This is a genomic window from Allobosea sp. GW821-FHT09G06, from assembly GCF_059416005.1.
The window spans coordinates 291,507-312,147 of the sequence record NZ_JBWKOI010000003.1 but is presented as its reverse complement, the minus strand read 5'-3'; the positions used below and the strand labels follow the sequence as shown (position 1 = coordinate 312,147).

Genomic DNA, 20,641 nt, shown 5'->3' with positions numbered 1-20,641 from the left:
CGGCTCTTGCAGGGGAACGCAATGACAGCAACCGGATTTGCGAGATCGGGGCATCAAGACAGCTTCGCGCGGGACAACCTGCCGCCGCGCGCAAGCTGGCCCGATCTGAGATTGGAAGAAGCAGGGCTGGCCTATCCCGAGCGGCTGAACTGTGTCGCCGAATTGCTCGACCGGCACATCGTCGAGGGGCGCGGCGGGCGCACGGCGGTGGTCGCCACCGATCTGCACTGGAGCTATGCCGATCTCACCGAGACGGTGAATCGCATCGCCAATGTGCTGACCCGCGATCTCGGCATGGTCAGCGGCAATCGCGTGCTGCTGCGCGCCGGCAATACGCCGATGATGGTCGCGGCTTATCTTGCCGTCATCAAGGCCGGCGGTGTCGCGGTCGCGACCATGCCGATGCTGCGGGCGGGCGAGCTTGCCTATCCCCTGCGCAAGGCCAGGATCGCGCTGGCGCTCTGTGACCACCGCCTCACCGCCGAGCTGGAGACGGCCAAGGTGCAGGTGCCGGAGCTTGGCCGCATCGTCGCCTTCGGCAGCGCCGGCAGCGAGCTGGAAGCGCTGATGGCGCAATCGGGTTACGAGGCGTTCGAAGCCTGTGACACGGCGCGCGACGATGTCTGCCTGATTGCCTTCACCTCCGGCACCACCGGCGAGCCCAAGGGCACGATGCATTTCCACCAGGACATGCTGGCGATCTGCGACTGCTACGGGGCGCGCGTGCTGAAGGCCTCAGCCGACGATCGCTTCACCGGCTCGCCGCCGCTCGCCTTCACCTTCGGGCTTGGCGGGCTCGTGCTGTTCCCGATGCGGATCGGCGCCGCGATGGTGCTGCCCGAGAGGGCCGGCCCGGCTGATCTCCTCGACGCGGTCGAACGCTACAAGGTCAGCGTCGTCTTCACGGCGCCGACCGCCTACCGCGCCATCCTCGACAAGCTCGACGGGCGCGACATCGCCTCGCTCCGCATCTGCGTCTCGGCCGGCGAGGCGTTGCCCAAGGCGACCTTCGACGCCTGGCAGGCCCGGACCGGCATGCCGCTGCTCGACGGCATCGGCGCCACCGAGATGCTGCATATCTTCATCGGCGCGCCGCGCGAGGCGATCCGGCCGGGCTCGACCGGCATTCCAGTGCCGGGCTACGAGGCGAAGATCGTCGATTCCGAAGGGCGCGATGTGCCGGACGGCACGCCCGGACGCCTTGCCGTGCGCGGCCCGACGGGCTGTCGCTATCTCGCCGATCCACGACAGGCCGTCTATGTCCTGAACGGCTGGAACATCACCGGAGACACCTATCTGCGCGATGCCGACGGCTATTTCTGGTATCAGGCCCGCTCCGACGACATGATCATCTCGGCCGGCTACAATATCGCAGGTCCGGAGGTGGAGGCCTGCCTGCTCACCCATGAGGTCGTAGCCGAATGCGGCGTGGTCGGCGCGCCCTGCCCCGAACGCGGGCAGATCGTGAAGGCCTATATCGTGCTGCGCGAGGGGGTCACGGGTGATGCCGCGCTGGTGAAAGCCTTGCAGGAGCATGTGAAGGCCGGTATCGCGCCCTACAAATATCCGCGTGCCATCGAATTCGTCGAAGCGCTGCCGAAGACCGCGACCGGCAAGCTGCAACGCTTCGCGCTGCGCCAGCTGGCGCAAGGCGAAAGCTGAACTCTTCCAACCCGAGCCGAACGGCTGAACCGAGGCGATACGCCATGTCCGAACTCCCGCAATCCCGTGCCATCCTGCCCGAGGGCTGGCCCCAGCCGCGCGGCTATGCCAACGGCATGGTGGCGGAAGGCCGCGTGCTGGTGACCGGCGGCCTCGTCGGCTGGGATGCCCAGGGCGTTTTCGCTGAGGGGTTCATCGGCCAGCTCCGCCAGACCTTCCTCAATATCAGGGCGGTGGTCGAGGCCGGCGGCGGGCGCGTCGAGGATATCGTGCGCCTGACCTGGTACGTCACCGATATCGCGACCTATCGCGCCAGCCTCAAGGAGATGGGGCCGGCCTATCGCGAGGTCTTCGGCCGGCATTTTCCGGCGATGGCCGTGGTCGCGGTCACCGCACTGGTCGAGCCGGAGGCGCTGCTGGAGATCGAGGCGACGGCGGTCGTCGCGGGCTGAGCGCAGCCTGCGTCAAACCACCGCAGATCGACTCGTGGGAAAAAAGCTCACGCGGCGGCGTTTATTAGGCATTCACCAAGATTCCGGGCCGAGACTTCCGGGGCGCCGCAGCATCGCGGCGTTCCGGAGTAACCCATGTCGAGTATCAACAGTATCGGAGGCGGCTTCCGGCCGCACCACAAGCCGCCCAGCTTCGACCAGATCGACGGCAACAGCGACGGCGCTCTCAGCCTCGAAGAGTTCAAGAGCGCAGGTCCCAAGGGCGCCGACAGCAGCAAGAGCGAAGAGCTCTTCAAGAAGATCGACTCCGACGGCGACGGCTCGATCAGCAAGGCCGAGTCCGATGCGTTCAAGGACAAGGCCAGGAAGGCCGACGATCTCCTGCAATCCTTCCTGTTCTCGCTCCAGACGAACGCAGCGCAGACAACGAAGGCCACAGCAGACAGCGACGCGGACGAGCAGTCGGCCTTCGACGCGATCGACAGCGACGCCAATGGCGGGATCAGCCAGGACGAGTTCAGTGCCGCCTTCAAGGATAGCCGCCTGAACAGCGACCGGCTGAATGAGCTCTTCAGCGCGCTGGACGGCGATGGCGACGGCTCGGTCACGCAAGACGAAGTGAAGGCCTTCCAGTCGGCCATGGAGCAGGCCGGATCGCGGCAGCGCCGGCCGCCGCCACCGCCGGAGGCTTTCCAGAGTGCCTCGCAGGCCTATGGCAGCGCGTTGCAACTCTCGGCCTCGAACAGCACGGCCGCGACCTACACCCAGGCGGCCTGAGTTCCGCTATCCGGTCGCCGCGCCGACCCGTGGCAGCCGCAACATCCCCGACGCCGACGGCAGAAGCCGCTGGCGCCGCTCTTCAGATCCCCGCTCCATCCTGCAGGACCCCGGCCGGCGCCTTTCGCCAAAGCCACATATGCAGCGCCCGCAAGCCCGGCCGCAGCAGGATATCGCCGAAGGCGAGCGCCAAAGATGCAGCCGCATTGGCCGTCAGCGCAAAGGCCGCAGCGAACAGCCCCGCCGTGCTCAGCACCCGCCAACTCACGCCGGCCAACCAGGCCCTGCGATCCGGCGTACCCGGCCGGCCGACGATGCGGACGACGCCACGCTTGGCCCGCGCGAGCGCCCCGCCCTCGCCCACGGCCTGCGGAAGAGTCCCCTCGCCCGGCTCAACGAAACCGAAGGCGACCGTCTCGTTGCTGATCCGGTCGATCAGGATGAGCCCGCCGAGCTCGTGGCTGCGGGCATAGGGCAGCGAGACCAGCGGCCGATCCAGCCGCAGCGTCACCAGACCGATGCCGTTCATACCCAGGCTCTGCGCCGGCAGCGGCTGGAAGCCCTCGATATCGATGCTGTGATGCAGCGCCTCGATCGTGGCATTGGCGCTCTGTGTCGCGAGCTTCACCAGAAACTGGCCGCCTTCGAGCATGGCGCGCTCGCCGGTCCAGAGCAGGCGCGCCTTCAGGCCCCGGCTCACCGGAAGTGCCGAGCCCGCCGCGGCGATGACGTCGCCGCGCGAGATGTCGATATCGTCTTCCAGCGTCACCGTCGCAGCCTGACCGGCGGCGATCTGGCTGGCCTCGCCGGCAGCGCCGATCAAACGCGCGATGCGGCTGGTGCGGCCGGAGGGCAGCGCCACGACCGGGTCGCCGACGCGCGCGCGCCCGGCGACGGCTGCGCCAGCATAGCCGCGAAAGTCGAGATCGGGCCGGTTGACCCATTGCACCGGCAGGACGAAGCCTTCGTCGGCTGGCACAGCGCGGCTGATGGCGACGCTTTCGAGATAAGGCAGCAGCGCCGGGCCATCATACCAGGGCATCAGCGCGGACGGGCGCATGACGTTCTCGCCGTCCCGCGCCGAGACAGGGACGAAGCGGATCGAGGCGAAGCCGAGGCTCTGCACCGCCGCGCGATAATCATTCGCGATCCGCTCGAAGACTGCGGCGTCATAGCCGACGAGGTCCATCTTGTTGATCGCGACCACGACATGGCGGACGCCGACCAGCGAGACGATGAAGGAATGGCGCCGCGTCTGCGGCAGCAGCCCTTTGCGCGCATCGACCAGGATGATGGCGAGATCGGCGGTCGAGGCGCCGGTCGCCATGTTGCGGGTGTATTGCTCGTGTCCGGGCGTGTCGGCGACGATGAAGCTGCGCGTCTGCGTCGCGAAATAGCGATAGGCGACATCGATGGTGATACCCTGCTCGCGCTCGGCCGAGAGGCCGTCGACCAGCAGCGCGAAATCGGGCGCCTCGCCTTGCGTGCCGAACTTGCGGGAATCGCTGTCGAGCGCGCTGAGCTGGTCGTCGAAGACCGCGCCGGCCTCGTAGAGCATGCGGCCGATCAGCGTCGACTTGCCGTCATCGACCGAGCCGCAGGTGATAAAGCGCAGCAGCGAATGCTGGCCGGTTTCGGATGACGCCGGTGTGTCGTTGGCCGGAAGCGGGGTGTGGGCCGGCTTCGGTATCTTCTTTTTGGCGAGCGCGAAGCCCATCAGAAATAGCCTTCCTGCTTCTTCTGTTCCATCGAGCCCGAGCCGTCATGATCGATGACGCGGCCCTGCCGCTCGGAGGATCGCGACGAACGCATCTCGGCGATGATGTCGGTGAGATTGGCCGCCTCGCTCTCGACCGCGCCGGTCAGCGGATAGCAGCCCAGCGTGCGGAAGCGGACCATGCGGGTTTCGACGGTCTCGCCGGGGTGCAATTCCATGCGCTCGTCGTCGCGCATGATCCAGGCGCCGTCGCGGCGGACGACCGGGCGTGGCGCGGCGAAATAGAGCGGCACGACCGGGATATTCTCCAGCGCGATGTAGTCCCAGACGTCGCGCTCGGTCCAATTCGAGAGCGGGAACACGCGAAAGCTCTCGCCGCGATGCTTGCGGGTGTTGAAGAGCTGCCAGGGCTCCGGACGCTGGTTCTTCGGGTCCCAGCGATGTTCAGGCGAGCGCAGCGAGAAGACGCGCTCCTTGGCCCGGCTCTTCTCCTCGTCGCGGCGCGCGCCGCCGAAGGCGGCATCGAACTTATGGAGGTCGAGCGCCTGCTTCAGCCCTTGCGTCTTCATCACATCGGTATGGACGCGCGAGCCGGAGCTGAAAGGATTGATCCCGGCCTCGACGCCCTCCCGATTGATATGGACGATGAGATCGAGCCCGAGCCGCTTCGCGGTCTCGTCGCGGAAGGCGATCATCTCGCGGAACTTCCAGGTCGTATCGACATGGAGCAGCGGGAAAGGCGGCTTGGCCGGATAGAACGCCTTCATCACGAGATGCAGCAGGACGGCCGAGTCCTTGCCGATCGAATAGAGCAGCACCGGCTTGTCGCAGGTCGCCACGACCTCGCGGATGATGAAGATCGCCTCCGCCTCGAGCTTCTGGAGATGGCTGAGCTGGATCATTGGCGCGCCTCCACAGCCGAGAGCTTGGCGCGCGCCAATTTCCCGTCCTGCCCGACATGCAGGCCGCATTCCTTGGCCGCATCGTCCTCCCACCACCAGCGCCCGGCCCGCTCGGGCTCGCCGGGACGGATGGCGCGGGTGCAGGGTTGGCAGCCGATCGAGACGAAACCCTGCGCATGCAGCGGGTTGAGCGGCACGGCGTTCTCCTGCGCGAAGGCGAGCGCCTGTTCACGCGACCAGTCGATCAGCGGGCTCGCCTTGACGAGGCCACGGGCCGCATCGGCCTCCGCCAACTTCACCCCGCCGCGGGCGGCCGACTGGTCGGCGCGCAGGCCGGTCAGCCAGATCGAGGCGCCGGCGAGCGCCCGGCCGAGCGGCTCGACCTTGCGGATATCGCAGCAGGATTTGCGGGCGTCGCGCGAGGCATAGAAGCCGTTGATGCCGTTCTGGCGCACATGAAGCTCAAGCGTGTCATGGCGCGGGTAGTACGGGCGGATCAGGATGCCGTAGCGCTCCTCGGTCTCCTGCCAGAGCGCATAGACCTCGGGAAAGAGCCGGCCGGTATCGAGCGTGGCGAAGGTGACCGGCAGCTTCGCCGTCGCGATGAAATGGGTGAGGACCTGGTCTTCGAGGCCAAAGGAGGTGGTGAAGACCACACGCCCATTCGCTTCCGCGACGATGCCGGAAACGCGCGCGGGCACGTCCGCCTTGCCGAACGCCGTGTCGAGCGCGGCCGCGCGATGCGCCAGCAGCGCCTCTGCCGGCGTTGTCGTCGAGGGTTCGTCCGAGCCGAAGCCGTTCGCCATGGTCGTGGCCGCCTGTTCGGTAAATCGAACGAACCACTTATACCCATGACGATCAAGGTTCAATTTACAGTAGGTAGCGTGTTTTTTCTTATTTTACTTCCATAGGAGAAGTTTGTTTTGGTGGGCAATGTCGGCCGCCACCGGAGCGGGCTCTCGCCTTGCCCCCTCTCGCCGTCATCCCGGACAAGCCGCGAAGCGGCGCCAATCCGGGATCCATGCCGGAGCGTTTCCGATGAAGGTTCCGGAATGGATCCCGGGTCTCCCTGCGGTCGCCCGGGATGACCCGCGTGGAGATGGCTAAGACTGAGCGAAACGCCTGCCGTTCAATGGAAATCCCGGGATTTCGGGAGAATGCGCACATTGCGCGGGTGGCGGTGGCGCGGCAGCGGCGGGTTCTTGAGTTCGTCGATGGGCATCGGCACCTCGGCGCGATGCGTGTCCGAAAGCGAGAGCAGGTCGATCGAACGGTCGGCGATGCGCTGGGCCATGAGATGGGTGACGCCCTCGACGCTTTTCTGCACCCTGCCCTCCACCAGCATCAATCGTGCACCCATGACCTCGCGGCGGAAACGCTCGAAGAGGCGCGCCCAGATCACGACATTGGTGATGCCGGTCTCGTCCTCCAGCGTGACGAAGATGGCGTTGCCCTTGCCCGGCCGCTGGCGCACCAGAACGATGCCCGCCGTGCGGACGAAGGCAGCATCGGGCTTCGCCTCGGTCTCGGCGCAGCTCAGCACGCCCTCACGGCGAAAGCGCGGGCGCAAGAGCTGCATCGGGTGGCCCTTCAGAGAGAGCCGCACAGTTTGGTAATCGGCAACGATGTGTTCGGCGAGCGGCATGACCGGCAGCGCCATGCTCCGCTCCGAGCCCAGCTCGCGCGCCTGCGCGGCCTGGAAGAGCGGAAGCGCGGGATCGTCCGGCAGGCGGCGCACGGCCCAGAGCGCCTCACGACGGTCCAGCCCCAGCGAGCGGAAGGCGTCGGCATCGGCGAGCAGACGCATGGCGCGGGCCGGGAGACTGGCCCGGCGCATCAGCTCCTCGACGTCGCGATAGGGGCCGCCTGTTTCGCGCTCCCCGGCGATGGCGTTGCCCCAACCCTCCTTGAAGCTGTCGATCTGGCGGAAGCCGAGGCGCAAGGCGAAGGGATGTTTCTTCACCAGCCTAGCCGCCACATTTTGAGCGCGGGAACCGGGGAATCCCCTCTCCTGTAAGGAGAGGGGAAGGGGTGAGGTGTCGGCCGTTCGACCAGTTGGGCGCTTCATCCCGGCGATGCTGTGGTGAGGTTCCGGCAAACCTTCCAACGGCCTCCCCCTCACCCTGCCCTCTCCCTCCGGGAGAGTGTTCCCCGCGCCTTTATCCGTATCGTCAGCAGGAGAGATGCTTTCGGCAGCCTCCAGCCCATTATCCCAGACACTCAGATTCACATCGACCGGCCGCGGCTCGACGCCGCCGTTCTCCTCCGCCTCCCGCACGATCTGGGCCGGAGCGTAAAAACCCATCGGCTGGGAATTCAGCAACGCGGCAGCGAAAGCAGCCGGGTAATGCTTCTTCAGATAGGATGAGATGTAGACCAGCTTGGCGAAGGAGGCAGCGTGGCTTTCCGGGAAGCCGTAGCTGCCGAAGCCCCTGATCTGATCGAAGCAACGCTGGGCGAAATCGCGTTCATAGCCGCGCTCGACCATGCGCTCGACCATCTTGTCCTGGAAGTGATGGATCGTCCCGGCATTGCGGAAGGTCGCCATCGCCTTGCGCAGGCCGTTGGCTTCGATATCGGAGAATTTGGCGGCGACCATGGCGAGCTTCATGGCCTGTTCCTGAAAGAGCGGGACGCCCTTGGTCTTGTTCAGGACTTCGAATAGTTCGTCCTTATCGCCATGCTCTGGCGAAGGGGCCGGATAGGTCACGTCCTCGATCCCCGCACGCCGCTTCAGGTAGGGATGCACCATGTTACCCTGGATCGGGCCGGGGCGGACAATCGCGACCTGAATGACGAGGTCGTAGAACTCCCTCGGCTTGAGCCGAGGCAGCATGTTCATCTGGGCGCGGCTTTCGACCTGGAAGACGCCGAGCGACTTACCTTCGCAGAGCATATCGTAGGTCGCTTCATCCTTGTTCGGCACATCGGCGAGCCCCCAATCGATGCCCTCGTGCTCGCGCAGCAGATCGAACGCCTTACGGATGCAGGTCAGCATGCCCAGCGCCAGCACATCGACCTTCATCAATCTGAGCTCGTCGATGTCGTCGCGGTCCCATTCGATGAAGGTGCGGTCCTCCATCGCCGCGTTGCCGATCGGCACGGTCTCGTCGAGGCGCCCGCGCGACAGGACGAAGCCGCCGACATGCTGCGAGAGATGGCGCGGATAGCCGAGCAGGCGAGTGGCGAAATCGACGGCGCGGCGGATCGTCGGATTTGTGGGATCGAGCCCGGCCTGGCGGACGCGAGCATCGCCGATCTCGCTGCCCCAGCTTCCCCAGTTCGTATCGGCGATGCGGGCGGTGACGTCCTCGGTGAGGCCCAGAACCTTACCGGCCTCGCGGATGGCGCTGCGCGGCCGATAATGGATCACGGTCGCGGCGATGCCGGCGCGGTGGCGGCCGTATTTCCAGTAGATCCACTGGATCACCTCCTCGCGCCGCTCATGCTCGAAATCGACGTCGATATCGGGCGGCTCCTTGCGCTCGGTCGAGATGAAGCGCTCGAACAGCACATCGTTCTCGGCGGGATCGACCGCGGTGATGCCGAGCACGTAGCAGACTGCGGAATTGGCGGCCGAGCCGCGGCCCTGGCAGAGGATGCCCTTGCTCTCGGCGAATTCGACGATCTGGCGGATTGTCAGGAAATAGCGGGCATATTCGAGCTTCCCGATCAGATCGAGCTCCTTCGCCAGCAGTTTCTCGACCTTCTCCGGCACGCCCTCGGGATAGCGGATCAGGCAGCAGCGCCGAACCAGCTCCACCAGCCAGTCCTGATCGTTCCAGCCGGGCGGGATCGGCTCGTCGGGGTATTCGTATTTGAGCTGGCCGAGATCGAACTCGATGCGGGAGAACAGGGCCTGCGTCTCGGCGATGGCCTCGGGGGCATCGCGGAACAGGCGCGCCATCTCCTGCGGCAGCTTGAGATGGCGCTCGGCATTGGATTCGAGCAGGCGCCCGGCCCGCTCGATGGTGGTGCCCTCGCGGATGCAGGTCAGCACGTCCTGCAGATCGCGCTGACCGATGGAATCGTAGAGCGTGTCATTGGTCGCGATCAGCGGCGTGCGGGTCGCTGCGGCGATGGCCTTGAGCCGCGCGAGGCGGCGGCGGTCGTCGCCGCGCCGGTGCATGCTGGCGGCAAGCCAGATCGCGCCGGGCGCGGCTTCGTCGAGCCGGGCGAGCAATTCGGACAGGCCATCGAGGCCGCGCGCGGGCATCAGGATCAGCAGCAGGTCGCGGGCATCGTTCAGGAGGTCGTCGAGGACGAGCCGGCATTCGCCCTTCTTCACGCCGTCCTTCAGATTGCCATGGCTGAGCAGGCGGCAAAGCCGGCCCCAGCCGTCGCGATTGGCCGGGTAGACGACGATGTCGGGCGTGCCGTCGGCGAAGACGAGCCGGGTGCCGGTCGCGAGCTTGAAGCGCTCCGCCTTCGCCTTCATCTCAGCCGGGGTGAAAGGCAGGGCGGCGAATTCGGGGTTCTCGGCCCAATAGTATTCGCCGGGGCTGCCGCCTTCCCGGATCTTGTCGGGCGCCGGCAAACCGTCCTCGCGCAACTGCTTCAGCGCCGCCCAGGCGCGCACGACGCCGGCCACCGTGTTGCGGTCGGCGATGCCGATGCCGGAATAGCCGAGCAGCAGCGCCGTCAGCACCATATGCGGCCCCGGCGAGGCGCCGCGCAGGAAGGAAAAATGCGTGGCGGCAACGGGTTCGGCGAAGGGGCTTACCATCTGATTCATGCGAAGAGCCCGTGCAGGAACCAGCGTGGCGGATCGTTTCCGGCCTCGTAGAAGCCGATTCGATAGAGCCAGAAGCGGCGGCCTTGCGCATCCTCGACGCGATAATAGTCGCGCATCGGCTCGTCAGAGCCGTCGCGCCACCATTCGGGGGCGATGCGCTCGGGGCCTTCGGCGCGGGCGACGTCATGGGTCAGACGGCGCCAGCGGAAGCGGATCGGCGGACCATCCGGCACCTCCGCGATCGCCTCGACCGGCTGGGGCGGTTCGAAAAGCTGGAGCGGGCGGGCCGGCGGTTCCCGTGGCTCGGGCGCTGACCAAGGCGTTTCCGGCAATGGCGCGGCGGCCGAAAGCGCTTTCGCGGCACGCACGGGATGATGCGTGTCCTGTGCCGCGAAGCGCAGAACCCGGTCGCGGCCGAAACGGGTGACGAGCCGATCGACCAGATCGGCAACCGCCTCCTCCTCGACCGCGCGACCATCGAGACTGTGCTGGGGCGTGTCGAGCGGTTCGCAGAGCGGCACGGCGAGCTTGATCGCGTCGAAGCCGAATCCGGGATCGAGCGGATCGGCCAGGGTCTCGACGCGCTCGCGATAGAGCCTGAGCAGCGCTTTCGCATCGCGCGAGGGCCGGCCGGTCTCGATGGCAAGGCGGCGCACCGCGCCGTCGCTGCGGAAGAAGCCGAGTTCGAAGACGCGCCCGCCCTCGCCCCGCGCTTCCAGCACCCGCGCCGCCTCCCCGATCAACCTGACGACCACGGCTTCGAAGCTCGCAGTGTCGGCGAAGGGTTCGGCGAAATGGCGCTCGACCACGCAATCGGGCGGTGAGCGCAAGGGCGTGATGCGGCGGTCCTCATGGCCGAGAATGCGCCGGAGCTTGACCGCCAGCGCCTCGCCGAAGCGGGCGGAGAGCGTTTCCGAGGGGCGCTCAGCGAGATGATCGAGCGTCTTGAGGCCGGCGCGGGAGAGGGCGATCACGGTCTCGGCGTCGGTATCGAGCGCCGCGGTCGGCAGCGCGCGCAACAGCGCCTCTTCCTGTCCGGGCGGGACGATGCCGCCACGGCCGTGTCGGGCGCAGGCGCGGGCGGCGTCGGGCGTGCCGGCAATGGCGGCTTTCAGCTTGAGGCCGCCGCGCTGCATGGAGCGCCCGGCAAGGTTGCCGAGCCCTGCCTCGCCGCCGAAGAGATGGGCGCAGCCGGTAATGTCGAGCATCAGGCCATGCGGCTCGTCGAGCGCGACCAACGGGGTGAAACGGTCGCAGAAACCGGCAAGCGCTTCGAGGAATTCTCCGTCCGCCTGCGGCTGCGCCTCCAGCGCGACGAGATCGGGAATGCGGGCACGGGCATCGGCCAGGGTCATCCCCCGCGTCAGGCCGAGGTCGACGGCGCGCAGGTCGCAATCGACAAGGCGCAGGGCGCTGCCCTGCATCTCGGTCAGGACATGCGGCTTCTCAGCCGGCGCGCCGGAGGCCGGAATCGCGCCCGTCCGCCGCAACCTGTCCGTCGCCAGATAGGGGAACCAGAGGGCGAGATAGCGGCGCGGCATGGTCTGTCCGGGAAGCCGACTTGTCGGGTCGGTCGAAAAGGCTGCGTTCCGCAAAGCAATGTCGGTCACGGTCCCACTCCACACGCCACTCACGCTCGGCCGCGCCGCCGCGCTGGCGCAGCAATCTCAGGGCGAAGGCCGGTGCGCCCGGCGCATTCGCCTCCAATGCCCGCGAGGCGAGCGCCCTCACCTGCCAGCGCGTGCGCGCCGCGCTCGGCGCCTCGGCCGCCGCGACGCGCAGCAGCAGCACCGGCACGCCCGAGGCTTCCGCCGCCAAAGCGAGGCGGCGGCTCGCCGTCAGGTCGAAAGGGCGCGGCTCGCCCCAAGGCTCGATCAGCACGGCACTGAGGGCGGTACAGCGCGCCGCCTCGGCCCCGGCCCGCAGCACGCCCTCGCCGTCGCGTGCCCGCACCAGCAGCAGGCGCGCCGGATCGAGGCCGAGCTCGTTCAGCCCCGGCGCATGCAGCCGCCCGGCCTCGGCATCCACGAAATCCTGCCGCGCCCAGAGAATGGTGCGGCCTGCCTCTCCCTCAGCTTCCCCCGCCCGCAGTGCGAGGCCGAGCGCGAAGCCGGTCGCGGCAGCGAGGTCGGCGACCTCGGCAGCGTAGATCTCGTGCAACGCCGCCCTTGCGAGCCCGCCGTTCAGTACCTCGTCCAGACCGGGCACGCCCAGGCCGATCCGGCCGGCCGCGACCGGGCCGCTCCGCAGGGCGGCTTCAGCGAGGCTGCGGCGCAGGTCGGACAGGGTCGGTGCGGTCTCTGGCATGGGAGCACGATAATTGTTCTCTCTTTGTTCTTTTATAGAACGGCCCCCGCCGGAAGGCGAGTCGAGTCTTCCGGCCGTCCCCATGCCCCTGCCAAAGGGTGACGCGGAGGGGAGGCTGTTTGGACATTCCCAGAGCCCTCATCCTGAGGGGCGTCGCAGGCGCCTCTCGAAGGATGCTCCAGGAGGCTCCGGAACCATCTGGACCATCCTTCGAGACGCCGCTTTGGGGCTCCTCAGGATGAGGGCTGAGTTTTCAAACGAGCTCTCAGCCCTCGCCGCTGACGGCCTGGGCCTTCACTTGCGAAGGCGGCCGGCCGAAGCGCTTGCGGAAACAGCGGTTGAAATAGGAGAGATCGCCAAAGCCGACCTCATAGGCGACGGTGCTGATGGTAAGCGCCGCGCCTTCCGCCGTGACCAGCCGGTGCCAGGCCCGGTCGAGCCGGCGCTCCAGCACATAGTCGGAGAAGGTCCGCCCCTCCGCCTCGAACAGCTTCTGCACGACGCGGGCGCTGATGCCATGCAAGGTCGCGATCATCTCGACGCCGAGATCGCGCCGCTCCAGCCGCGCCTCGATATCGGCCTTGATCGCGGCGAGACGGCCGGCTCGACGATCCGCCATCGCGGCCGGCGCCGCAGGCTCGCGGTCCGCGAGGGCGGCGCCGATGAGATCGTGGACATGGCCCTTGGCCAGAGCCTGAAGCTCGGCGGAGTTCAACGGCAGCAAGCCGCGCAGCAAGAGCGCGCCGTAATGCGCCAGCGCCTGCAAGCCCGGGTTCGAGCGCGGGATGATCTGCATCAGCCCGGCATTGTCGATGAGCGAAGGCAGCAGGGCCGAGTCCAGCTCGATCACGTCGATGCGACCGGGCTGGGCCAGCACGAATTCGGTCGCCTGGTCTAGAGCGAGCGCCGCTGCCTCGCGAGCACGCAAGGCGATGCGCCGGTCGCCTTGGCGGATCACCACCCGCGCCTCGGCCGGCCGAATGAGAATGTAGCGCACGCCCTCCCCGATTCCATCCGGCTGCCAGATCCAGTGCGAAGCCGGGGCGAAGCAGGAGCGCAGGCCGATATCGGGGCGCGTGGTCAGGACGCAGCGCGCGTCGAAAGGCAGAGGCAGGTCGGGCGCAGCGGCTTCGCGGGCAACGTTACGGCCAAGGATGCGCCGCGAGAGCGTGCTCGCCTCGTCGCGGCCGACCTCAGCGGAGACCAGCCAGAACGGCACGAAATTCCGCGTTTCCGGCGCCCCTTCCCGGCCGGGGCGTGTCGCGACAGCCACATCTCCCGTTTTCGACACCGGATTCGTCTCAGTCCTATAGCGCGTTCGCGGAAGTCCAAGCTTAGACCGCAGAAACATCATTACAGCAACAACTGAAATCGATCACGACGCCTACGGAAGATCACATCCGTAATGAAATCAAGCTACTTTACTATAATTCTAAACAACGAATTCTGAAATACCCCAAGTAATCCGCCATCAGAACGGCATCGGCTCCCTGCCCAAGACATGAGCAGAGCCGCAGCCGGCGCCGCCAGGTAGAACCATGACCAGACCGATCAGCCTCGCCACCAGCCTCGTGGCCCTCCTCGCCTCCTCGATGGCGGTCGCGCAGGTTTCGCCACAGTCCGGAAGCCCTGCAGCAGCGCCGGGCCGCGCCGCGTCCGCGCCGGCCACGATCGATCTCGACACGATCACGGTGACCGCCGCCCGTGCCGAGCGCAGCACGGCCGAGACGCCGCAATCCGTTCAGGTCATCGACCGGACGGAGATCGAGCAGCAGATGAAATTCAGCCCCAATGCTGCTGCCGCGCTCGGCAAGCTGGTACCGGGCTATTCGATGTCGACGCAGACGGTTTCCAGCGCCTCGGAGAATTACCGCGGCCGCGACCTCCTGGTGATGATCGACGGCGTGCCGATGAACACGCCGCTGCGCGACGTCTCGCGCATCCTCTCGCTGATCGATCTCAACACGGTGGAGCGGATCGAGGTGGTTGCCGGCGCCTCCAGCCTCTATGGCGCGGGCGCCACCGGCGGCACGGTCAACTTCATCACGAAGAAGGCGGCCGAGGGCAAGCCGCGCGTCACGGTCAACACCGCGATCCGCGGCTTCACCCAGAATATCGGCCGCTCGCTGGCGCCGGAAGCCTCGGTCACCGTCTCCGGCAAGGTGCCTGACGGTATCGACTACCTGTTCTCGGGCCAGATCCGCGGCGCGGGTCGCACCTATGACGGCGCCGGGCGCGAACTGCCATCCGACGGCCTGCTCGGCCAGGGCGGCGGCGACCGCTACAAGGCCGGCAACCTGCTCGCCAAGCTCGGCTACGACTTTTCTGGCGGCAAGCGCATCGAGTTCAACGCCTCCTGGATCGGCTTCGACCAGGACCCGAAATACCTGACCAATTACGCGGCGCCCTTCGCCCGGCCGGACCGGACGAGGCTCTATACCGGCGAAAGCGTGCTGGAAGACACCAAGTCCGTATCGCTGCGCTATAGCGATGCCGATTTCGCCCTCGGCAAGCTCAGCCTGCTCGGCTACTACAACGACATCAAGAAACGCTTCAATTACTCGACCTTCTCCTACCCCTATAATTCGCAAGTCTACTACTCGTTCAACCCGCTCTCGCCGACGAGCCGGGACAACCAGACGACGCTCTATTCGCAGCGCGGCGGCCTGAACGTCACGATCGATACCCCGCTCGATCGCATCCTGCCCGGCGCCAAGCTGACCTGGGGCGGCGACCTGATCCAGGAGAAGACCTGGCAGACCCTGACCAGCGGACAGGACGTCTTCACGCCATTGAAGCAGACGACGGCGGCCGGCTTCGGCCAGCTCCAGATCCCGATCGGTGAGCGCGTCGTGCTGCGCGGCGGCCTGCGCTACGAGCATTTCTCGCTCTCAGTGAACGATTATATCCGCCCTGCCGCCTATGCCGCGGTCGCTGCCAACAATGCGCAGGGCTACCAGGCCTTCGTGCTGCCGGCGCTGCGGGTGCTCGGCGGTGATTTCGACTATTCGGCGGTAACCGCCAATCTCGGCGCAACGATCAAGCTGTCCGAGACCAGCGAGATCTTCGGCGGCTTCTCGCAGGGCTTCGCCCTGCCGGATGTCGGCGCCTTCACCCGCCGTGCCGGCATCTCGACGCAATATGCCTGCCCCGTGCAGTTGCCGAACTGCCTGCCCGCCAACCGCCAGACGATCAGCTATTCGGCGATCGCGCCGAAGGCGCAGATCGTGAACAATTACGAGCTCGGCATCCGTGGCAGCTATGATCGCTTCAAGGGCTCGCTGACCGGCTTCGTCAGCACCTCCGATGACGGCGTCACCTTCGATTCCGTCACCAACACGATGTCGCAGCAGAAGGAGCGGATCTGGGGCGTCGAGGCGACCGGCGATGTCACCATCACCGACGCCTTCACGATGGGCACGGTGCTGTCCTACCGCGAGGGCCGCTACGACACCAATGGCGACGGCAGGCTCGACAGCAACCTGCCGAACAACCGCATCGGCTCGCCCTGGCGCGGTATGCTCTATGGCAGCTACCGCTTCGTGAACGGCATGCAACTGCGCGTCGAAGGCGAGGCCTTCTCGGATCGCGACGTCGCGATCGACCTGCGCGGCACCCGCTACAAGCTGAAGGGCGCCGCGACGATGAACCTCGCGCTCACCGCCCCGGTCTGGGAGGGCGAGGCCTATGTCGCGGTCAACAACCTGTTCGACCGCGCCTATCAGAACCCGACCGCGACCTCGGTGCGCAACCTGCCGAATTATGGCTGGGGCCGCACGGTCACGGTCGGCTTCCGCAAGACCTTCTGAGGCGCATTCAAGGTCATGGTCAGCCTCGAGATCGACGCGGATGCGGTGGTGACGCTGCGCTTCATGCCGCCCTATCAGCCTGAGGACGAGCGCGCCTATCTCGACGCGCTCCACGAGATCGGTCGGCGCGAGGAGCCCTATACGTTGCTGACGATCTTCGGTGGCGGGCGGGCGCTCTCGCAGGCGGGCGAGCGCGAGCAGGCGCTCTGGTTCAAGGCGACGCGGGACCGGGTCTCGCGCGCCTGCCTCGCCTGCGCGATCGTACGGCCCGATGCCAGCGAGAAGACCGCCGAGACCTTCCGCCGGCTATGGCCCTTCCCGATCGTCGCCGAACGGGAGGAAGCTGTCGGGCGCGCCTTCCTGCTGAGCCAGTACAGCGGCGCGAACCGATGAGCAGCGCGACGGAACCCGCCCGCCTACCGGCCACGCTCGCGCCGAACCAGCGCTACCGGCTCTTCGCCGTGCTGGGCGGGCTTTATCTGGCGCAGGCGATCCCGTCCTATCTCTTCGTCGCGGCGCTGCCGCCGATCATGCGCGAACTCGGCGTCTCCCGCACGGCGATCGGCATGATGAGCATCCTGCTGCTGCCGCTTGTCCTGAAATTCCTCTGGGCGCCCTGGGTCGACCGCATCCGCCCCTTCGCTCGGGCCCATCGCGCCGGCTGGGTCTTCATCACACAGAGCCTGACGATCCTCGCCATCCTCGCCCTGATCATGGTCGGGCCGACCGAGGTCAACGCGATCATCGCGATCGGCTTCGTCGCCTCGCTGCTGATCTCGACGCAGGACATCGCGACCGACGGCTATGCCGCGAAATATCTGCCGGAAGAAGACCGTGCCATCGGCAACGCCATCCAGGGCGGCTCGGTCGCCTTCGGCGTGGTGATCGGCGGCACGCTCGGCCTCGTGCTCTACCACCATATCGGCTGGACCGGGATGTTGGTGACCATCGCCGCAATCTCGCTGCTACCTTTGATCGCCGCCGCGATGATGCGCGAGGACGATCCCGTGCCCGGCATTACTCCCGCGCCGCGTCCGTCGATCCGCGCTTTCCTGAAGCGCCCGGAAGCCCGCCAGATCCTGTGGATCGCCCTGACCTACCGGGCGAGCGAAGGGCTCGTGAAGGCGATGGAAGGCTCGTACCTCGTCGATGCCGGCATCCCGCTCGACCAGATCGGCTATCTCTCAGGGCTGTCGGCAACGACGGCGGGGCTTGCAGGCTCGGCGATTGCCGCCTGGATGGTGAAGCGGCAGGGGTTGTCCTTCGTGCTCGCCCTGCTCGGCGGGATGCGGACGATCTGCTTCGCGCTCTTCGCGGCGCATGCGCTTGGCGCCGTCGTCGGGGTCTGGCCGCTCTTCGGCGCCGCCGGCTTCCAGACGCTGATCCGCTACATGGAGATCGTCGCGCTCTATTCGCTGTTCATGGCGGTGACGACCTCGGACCAGCCGGGCACGGATTTCACCATCCTCGCCTGCGCGCAATTGCTGGTCTATCTCGCCGGCTCGATGCTGGCCGGCAAGCTCGCCGACGCCATGGGCTACGGATTCCTGTTCTCGCTGGCGACCGCGATCTCCGCCATCGCCGTGATCGCGACGGTCAGGATGCTCGCGCAGGCGAAGATCATGCAGCCGCCGGGCGCCGGAGCGATGAAAACCGGCTGAGCATGGCGGAGCGCCCGTCCCCACGCTAGCCTCGGCCACATGTGGGAGATTCTCTCGGCCTATTGGCCGCATATCCTCGCGGTCATCACCGTCGTGACGTCGACCGTCGCCGGCGCGCATGCGGTGATGACGAAGGACGAGGTGCGCGCCGCCATCGGCTGGGTCGGCGTCATCATCCTCTCGCCGATCGTCGGGCCGCTGCTCTACGCCATCGCCGGGGTGAACCGCATCCGGCGCGCCTCGATCCTGGCGCAGCGGCCGGGCCACGGCATGGCTGCCGCCGACTTCCATGTCGAGGACGAGGTGGTCGAGACGCAATTCGGCCGGCGCTTCCTCTCGCTCAAGACGCTCGGCGACCGTGTCGCGCGCCATCCGCTGACCACCGGCAACCGCATCGAGACGCTGGAGACCGGCGACGCGGCCTATGCAGCGATGCTCACCGCCATTGCGGCGGCCCAGCGCAGCATCATCCTGGAAAGCTACATCTTCGACCGCGATCCGCTCGGTCTGCGCATCGCCGACGCGCTGATAGAGGCTCATAAGCGCGGCGTCGCGGTGCGGGTGCTGATCGACGCGGTCGGCGCGCGCTATTCGGTGCCGAGCATCGCCGGGCATCTGCGCGAGGGCGGGGTCGCGGTCGATGTCTTCAACGGCAACATCATCGTGGGCCTGCGGTTGCCCTATGCCAATCTCCGGACGCACCGGAAGATCATCGTCGTCGACGGAACGATCGGCTTCATGGGCGGCATGAACATCCGCGAAGGCTTCACGCGTGAATTCGTGGGCGATGCCTTCGCCCATGACACGCATTTCCGCGTCGAAGGCCCGGTGGTCGCCGATCTCTTTGCGGTGGCGGCCGAGGACTGGTGCTTCGCCACCGGCGAATCGCTTACCGGCCCCGCCTGGGAGATTCCCGTCATGGCGCGCGGCGGCATGCCGGTGCTGGCGCGCGCGGTGCCCACGGGCCCGGATTCCTATCTGGAAACCAATCACAAGCTCTTGATCGGAGCCCTGTCGGTGGCGCGCGATTCCGTCCGGATCATGTCGCCCTATTTCCTGCCGGACCAGGAACTGATCAGCGCGATCGTCACAGCCGCGCGACGCGGCGTCGCCATCGACATCGTCGTGCCCTCGGTCAACAATCTCGTGCTGGTCGACCGCGCCATGACCGCGCAATTCGACCAGATGCTGAAGAATTACTGCCGGATCTGGCGCTCCACCGGCGTCTTCGACCATTCCAAGCTCCTCGCCATCGACGGCAGCTGGGCCTATGTCGGCTCCTCCAATCTCGATCCCCGCTCGCTGCGCCTGAATTTCGAGATCGACCTCGAGGTTCTCGACCATGGTTTCGCCCGCGCGATCGAGCGCCGGATCGAAACGGTGATGGCCTCTGCGACCCCGGTCACGCTTGCCGGCCTGCGCGCCCGGCCCTATGTCATGCGTCTGATCGACAGGCTGATCTGGCTCGGCTCGCCCTATCTGTGAACCGATGCGGTCATATCCCTGACGCCATGGATGCCTAAGCCGTCACCCGTTCGAGATGAGCGGGTCCGGAGCACGAGCCGGCGGAGCGATGCAGAAGAAGAGCCAAAGCCTGCCCGCCAGCATCATCGCCTCGCTGCGCCAGCGCAAGAACCGCCCCGGCACCGTGCCGGCTGGCGAAAACGGTCGCCCCGGCGGCACGCTGGTCGCCTCCTATAATGTCCATAAATGCGTCGGCATCGACGGCCGCTTCGATCCCGGCCGGATCGCGCAGGTCATCCGCGAGATCGCGCCCGATGTCATCGCCCTGCAGGAGGCCGACAAGCGCTTCGGCGCCCGCCACGGACTGCTCGACCTCGCCCGGCTGAAGGACGAGACCGGCCTCGTCCCGGTTCCCGTCGAGAGCGCCAATGCCGCCGCCCATGGTTGGCACGGCAATGTCGTGCTGTTCCGGCAGGGCCTCGTGCGCGACGTCCATCAGGTCTCGCTGCCCGGGCTGGAGCCGCGCGGCGCATTGGTCGTCGATATCGACCTTGAGAGCGGCGCGGCGCTCCGGATCGTCGCGGCGCATCTCGGCCTGCTCAGGCGCTCGCGCTCGCAGCAGGCCCGCATGATCATCGAACTGATGCGCAGCCGCGACGAGCGCCCCACCCTCCTGCTTGGCGATCTCAACGAATGGCGCCTCGGCGGCCGCTCGGCGCTCAGCGCGCTCGATGCCGCCTTCGGCACGATGCCCGTGCCGGTACCGAGTTTTCCGGCCGGGCTGCCCCTGCTGGCGCTCGACCGGATCATCGCCAACCGGCCGGAAATCCTGTCGGAGGTCGCGGTCCACGACACCCCGCTGGCGCGCGTCGCTTCAGATCATCTCCCGATCAAGGCCTTCGTCGATCCGGCCATGGCGGCGCTGCCGGTGCGCGTGCCCGAACTCATGCTCGTGCCGGCGGAGCCCGTATCCTCTGCAACAGCGGTACCGCGGGACAAGGAAGCGCCTCTGCCGCTCCCCGCGATATCGTCCGGCAATGGCCGCCGCGGCAGCAATCGCGAGCTCGTGCGCAAGGCCGGCGACCAGTTGAAGCGCGCCGTCCGGCGCACCTTGCGGCGGCCGGACGCTCCGACGCGCTGAATACTCGTATCCGG

General features: G+C 67.1%; 14 protein-coding genes and 1 pseudogene. 8 read left to right on the top strand and 7 right to left on the bottom strand.

The window, feature by feature from the left end:
• Positions 1-21 precede the first annotated feature (21 nt).
• The 3 genes from AC07NY_RS17685 to AC07NY_RS17675 all read left to right on the top strand — a co-directional run bounded on the left by AC07NY_RS17685 (position 22) and on the right by AC07NY_RS17675 (position 2,891).
• Positions 22-1,662 (top strand): benzoate-CoA ligase family protein, encoded by a 1,641-nt coding sequence (locus tag AC07NY_RS17685; RefSeq protein ID WP_494584926.1) that lies wholly within the window; start codon positions 22-24, stop codon positions 1,660-1,662.
• A 44-nt stretch (positions 1,663-1,706) separates the two neighbouring features.
• A complete protein-coding gene (locus tag AC07NY_RS17680) occupies positions 1,707-2,114 on the top strand; it encodes a RidA family protein (RefSeq protein WP_494584925.1) in 408 nt (135 codons plus the stop codon).
• 135 nt (positions 2,115-2,249) lie between these two features.
• The gene (locus tag AC07NY_RS17675; RefSeq protein ID WP_494584924.1) at positions 2,250-2,891 is read left to right on the top strand and encodes an EF-hand domain-containing protein; all 642 of its coding nucleotides are present in this window, start codon (positions 2,250-2,252) and stop codon (positions 2,889-2,891) included.
• Between the two features lie 82 nt (positions 2,892-2,973).
• Here the strand turns inward: AC07NY_RS17675 and AC07NY_RS17670 are convergent, their stop codons facing one another.
• From AC07NY_RS17670 to AC07NY_RS17640, 7 genes are all read right to left on the bottom strand, one after another.
• Positions 2,974-4,608: a sulfate adenylyltransferase subunit 1 gene (locus AC07NY_RS17670; RefSeq protein WP_494584923.1), complete on the bottom strand. Its 1,635-nt coding sequence runs from the start codon at positions 4,606-4,608 to the stop codon at positions 2,974-2,976.
• Complete coding sequence (gene cysD, locus AC07NY_RS17665) at positions 4,608-5,510, bottom strand: sulfate adenylyltransferase subunit CysD (protein ID WP_494584922.1); 903 nt, start codon at positions 5,508-5,510, stop codon at positions 4,608-4,610. The genes AC07NY_RS17670 and cysD overlap by 1 nt, the downstream gene beginning before the upstream one ends.
• Positions 5,507-6,316: a phosphoadenylyl-sulfate reductase gene (locus AC07NY_RS17660; RefSeq protein ID WP_494584921.1), complete on the bottom strand. Its 810-nt coding sequence runs from the start codon at positions 6,314-6,316 to the stop codon at positions 5,507-5,509. The genes cysD and AC07NY_RS17660 overlap by 4 nt, the downstream gene beginning before the upstream one ends.
• Before the next feature lie 323 nt (positions 6,317-6,639).
• Complete coding sequence (locus tag AC07NY_RS17655) at positions 6,640-10,236, bottom strand: error-prone DNA polymerase (protein WP_494585138.1); 3,597 nt, start codon at positions 10,234-10,236, stop codon at positions 6,640-6,642.
• Positions 10,237-10,241: 5 nt separating this feature from the next.
• Complete coding sequence (locus AC07NY_RS17650; RefSeq protein WP_494584920.1) at positions 10,242-11,786, bottom strand: Y-family DNA polymerase; 1,545 nt, start codon at positions 11,784-11,786, stop codon at positions 10,242-10,244.
• Positions 11,692-12,552, bottom strand: a complete 861-nt coding sequence (locus AC07NY_RS17645; RefSeq protein ID WP_494584919.1) for an ImuA family protein — start codon at positions 12,550-12,552, stop codon at positions 11,692-11,694. The genes AC07NY_RS17650 and AC07NY_RS17645 overlap by 95 nt, the downstream gene beginning before the upstream one ends.
• A gap of 265 nt (positions 12,553-12,817) precedes the next feature.
• The gene (locus tag AC07NY_RS17640; protein WP_494584918.1) at positions 12,818-13,843 is read right to left on the bottom strand and encodes a helix-turn-helix domain-containing protein; all 1,026 of its coding nucleotides are present in this window, start codon (positions 13,841-13,843) and stop codon (positions 12,818-12,820) included.
• Positions 13,844-14,090: 247 nt separating this feature from the next.
• Here AC07NY_RS17640 and AC07NY_RS17635 point away from each other — a divergent pair, with 247 nt between their 5' ends.
• The 5 genes and pseudogenes from AC07NY_RS17635 to AC07NY_RS17615 form a co-directional block, all read left to right on the top strand.
• Positions 14,091-16,361, top strand: a complete 2,271-nt coding sequence (locus AC07NY_RS17635) for a TonB-dependent receptor (RefSeq protein WP_494584917.1) — start codon at positions 14,091-14,093, stop codon at positions 16,359-16,361.
• A gap of 15 nt (positions 16,362-16,376) precedes the next feature.
• Entirely contained in the window at positions 16,377-16,754 is a 378-nt protein-coding gene (locus AC07NY_RS17630; RefSeq protein ID WP_494584916.1) for a hypothetical protein, read from the top strand.
• Positions 16,751-18,022: an MFS transporter gene (locus AC07NY_RS17625; protein WP_494584915.1), complete on the top strand. Its 1,272-nt coding sequence runs from the start codon at positions 16,751-16,753 to the stop codon at positions 18,020-18,022. Before AC07NY_RS17630 ends, AC07NY_RS17625 begins: the two co-directional genes overlap by 4 nt.
• A 39-nt stretch (positions 18,023-18,061) precedes the next feature.
• On the top strand, positions 18,062-19,507 hold the full coding sequence (locus tag AC07NY_RS17620; RefSeq protein WP_494584914.1) for a phospholipase D-like domain-containing protein: 1,446 nt from the start codon (positions 18,062-18,064) through the stop codon (positions 19,505-19,507).
• Between the two features lie 88 nt (positions 19,508-19,595).
• Positions 19,596-20,393: pseudogene (locus AC07NY_RS17615) on the top strand (endonuclease/exonuclease/phosphatase family protein); the annotation flags it as partial.
• Between the last annotated feature and the right edge of the window lie 248 nt (positions 20,394-20,641).

Excerpts from the sequence above, each read along its gene's own strand:
- AC07NY_RS17675 (WP_494584924.1), top strand. The coding sequence starts at position 2,250 with ATGTCGAGTATCAACAGTATCGGAGGCGGCTTCCGGCCGCACCACAAG.
- AC07NY_RS17630 (WP_494584916.1), top strand. The coding sequence starts at position 16,377 with ATGGTCAGCCTCGAGATCGACGCGGATGCGGTGGTGACGCTGCGCTTC.
- AC07NY_RS17655 (WP_494585138.1), bottom strand. The coding sequence starts at position 10,236 with ATGGTAAGCCCCTTCGCCGAACCCGTTGCCGCCACGCATTTTTCCTTC.
- AC07NY_RS17650 (WP_494584920.1), bottom strand. The coding sequence starts at position 11,786 with ATGCCGCGCCGCTATCTCGCCCTCTGGTTCCCCTATCTGGCGACGGAC.
- AC07NY_RS17680 (WP_494584925.1), top strand. The coding sequence starts at position 1,707 with ATGTCCGAACTCCCGCAATCCCGTGCCATCCTGCCCGAGGGCTGGCCC.
- cysD (WP_494584922.1), bottom strand. The coding sequence starts at position 5,510 with ATGATCCAGCTCAGCCATCTCCAGAAGCTCGAGGCGGAGGCGATCTTC.
- AC07NY_RS17660 (WP_494584921.1), bottom strand. The coding sequence starts at position 6,316 with ATGGCGAACGGCTTCGGCTCGGACGAACCCTCGACGACAACGCCGGCA.
- AC07NY_RS17645 (WP_494584919.1), bottom strand. The coding sequence starts at position 12,552 with ATGCCAGAGACCGCACCGACCCTGTCCGACCTGCGCCGCAGCCTCGCT.
- AC07NY_RS17635 (WP_494584917.1), top strand. The coding sequence starts at position 14,091 with ATGACCAGACCGATCAGCCTCGCCACCAGCCTCGTGGCCCTCCTCGCC.
- AC07NY_RS17625 (WP_494584915.1), top strand. The coding sequence starts at position 16,751 with ATGAGCAGCGCGACGGAACCCGCCCGCCTACCGGCCACGCTCGCGCCG.
- AC07NY_RS17685 (WP_494584926.1), top strand. The coding sequence starts at position 22 with ATGACAGCAACCGGATTTGCGAGATCGGGGCATCAAGACAGCTTCGCG.
- AC07NY_RS17620 (WP_494584914.1), top strand. The coding sequence starts at position 18,062 with ATGTGGGAGATTCTCTCGGCCTATTGGCCGCATATCCTCGCGGTCATC.
- AC07NY_RS17670 (WP_494584923.1), bottom strand. The coding sequence starts at position 4,608 with ATGGGCTTCGCGCTCGCCAAAAAGAAGATACCGAAGCCGGCCCACACC.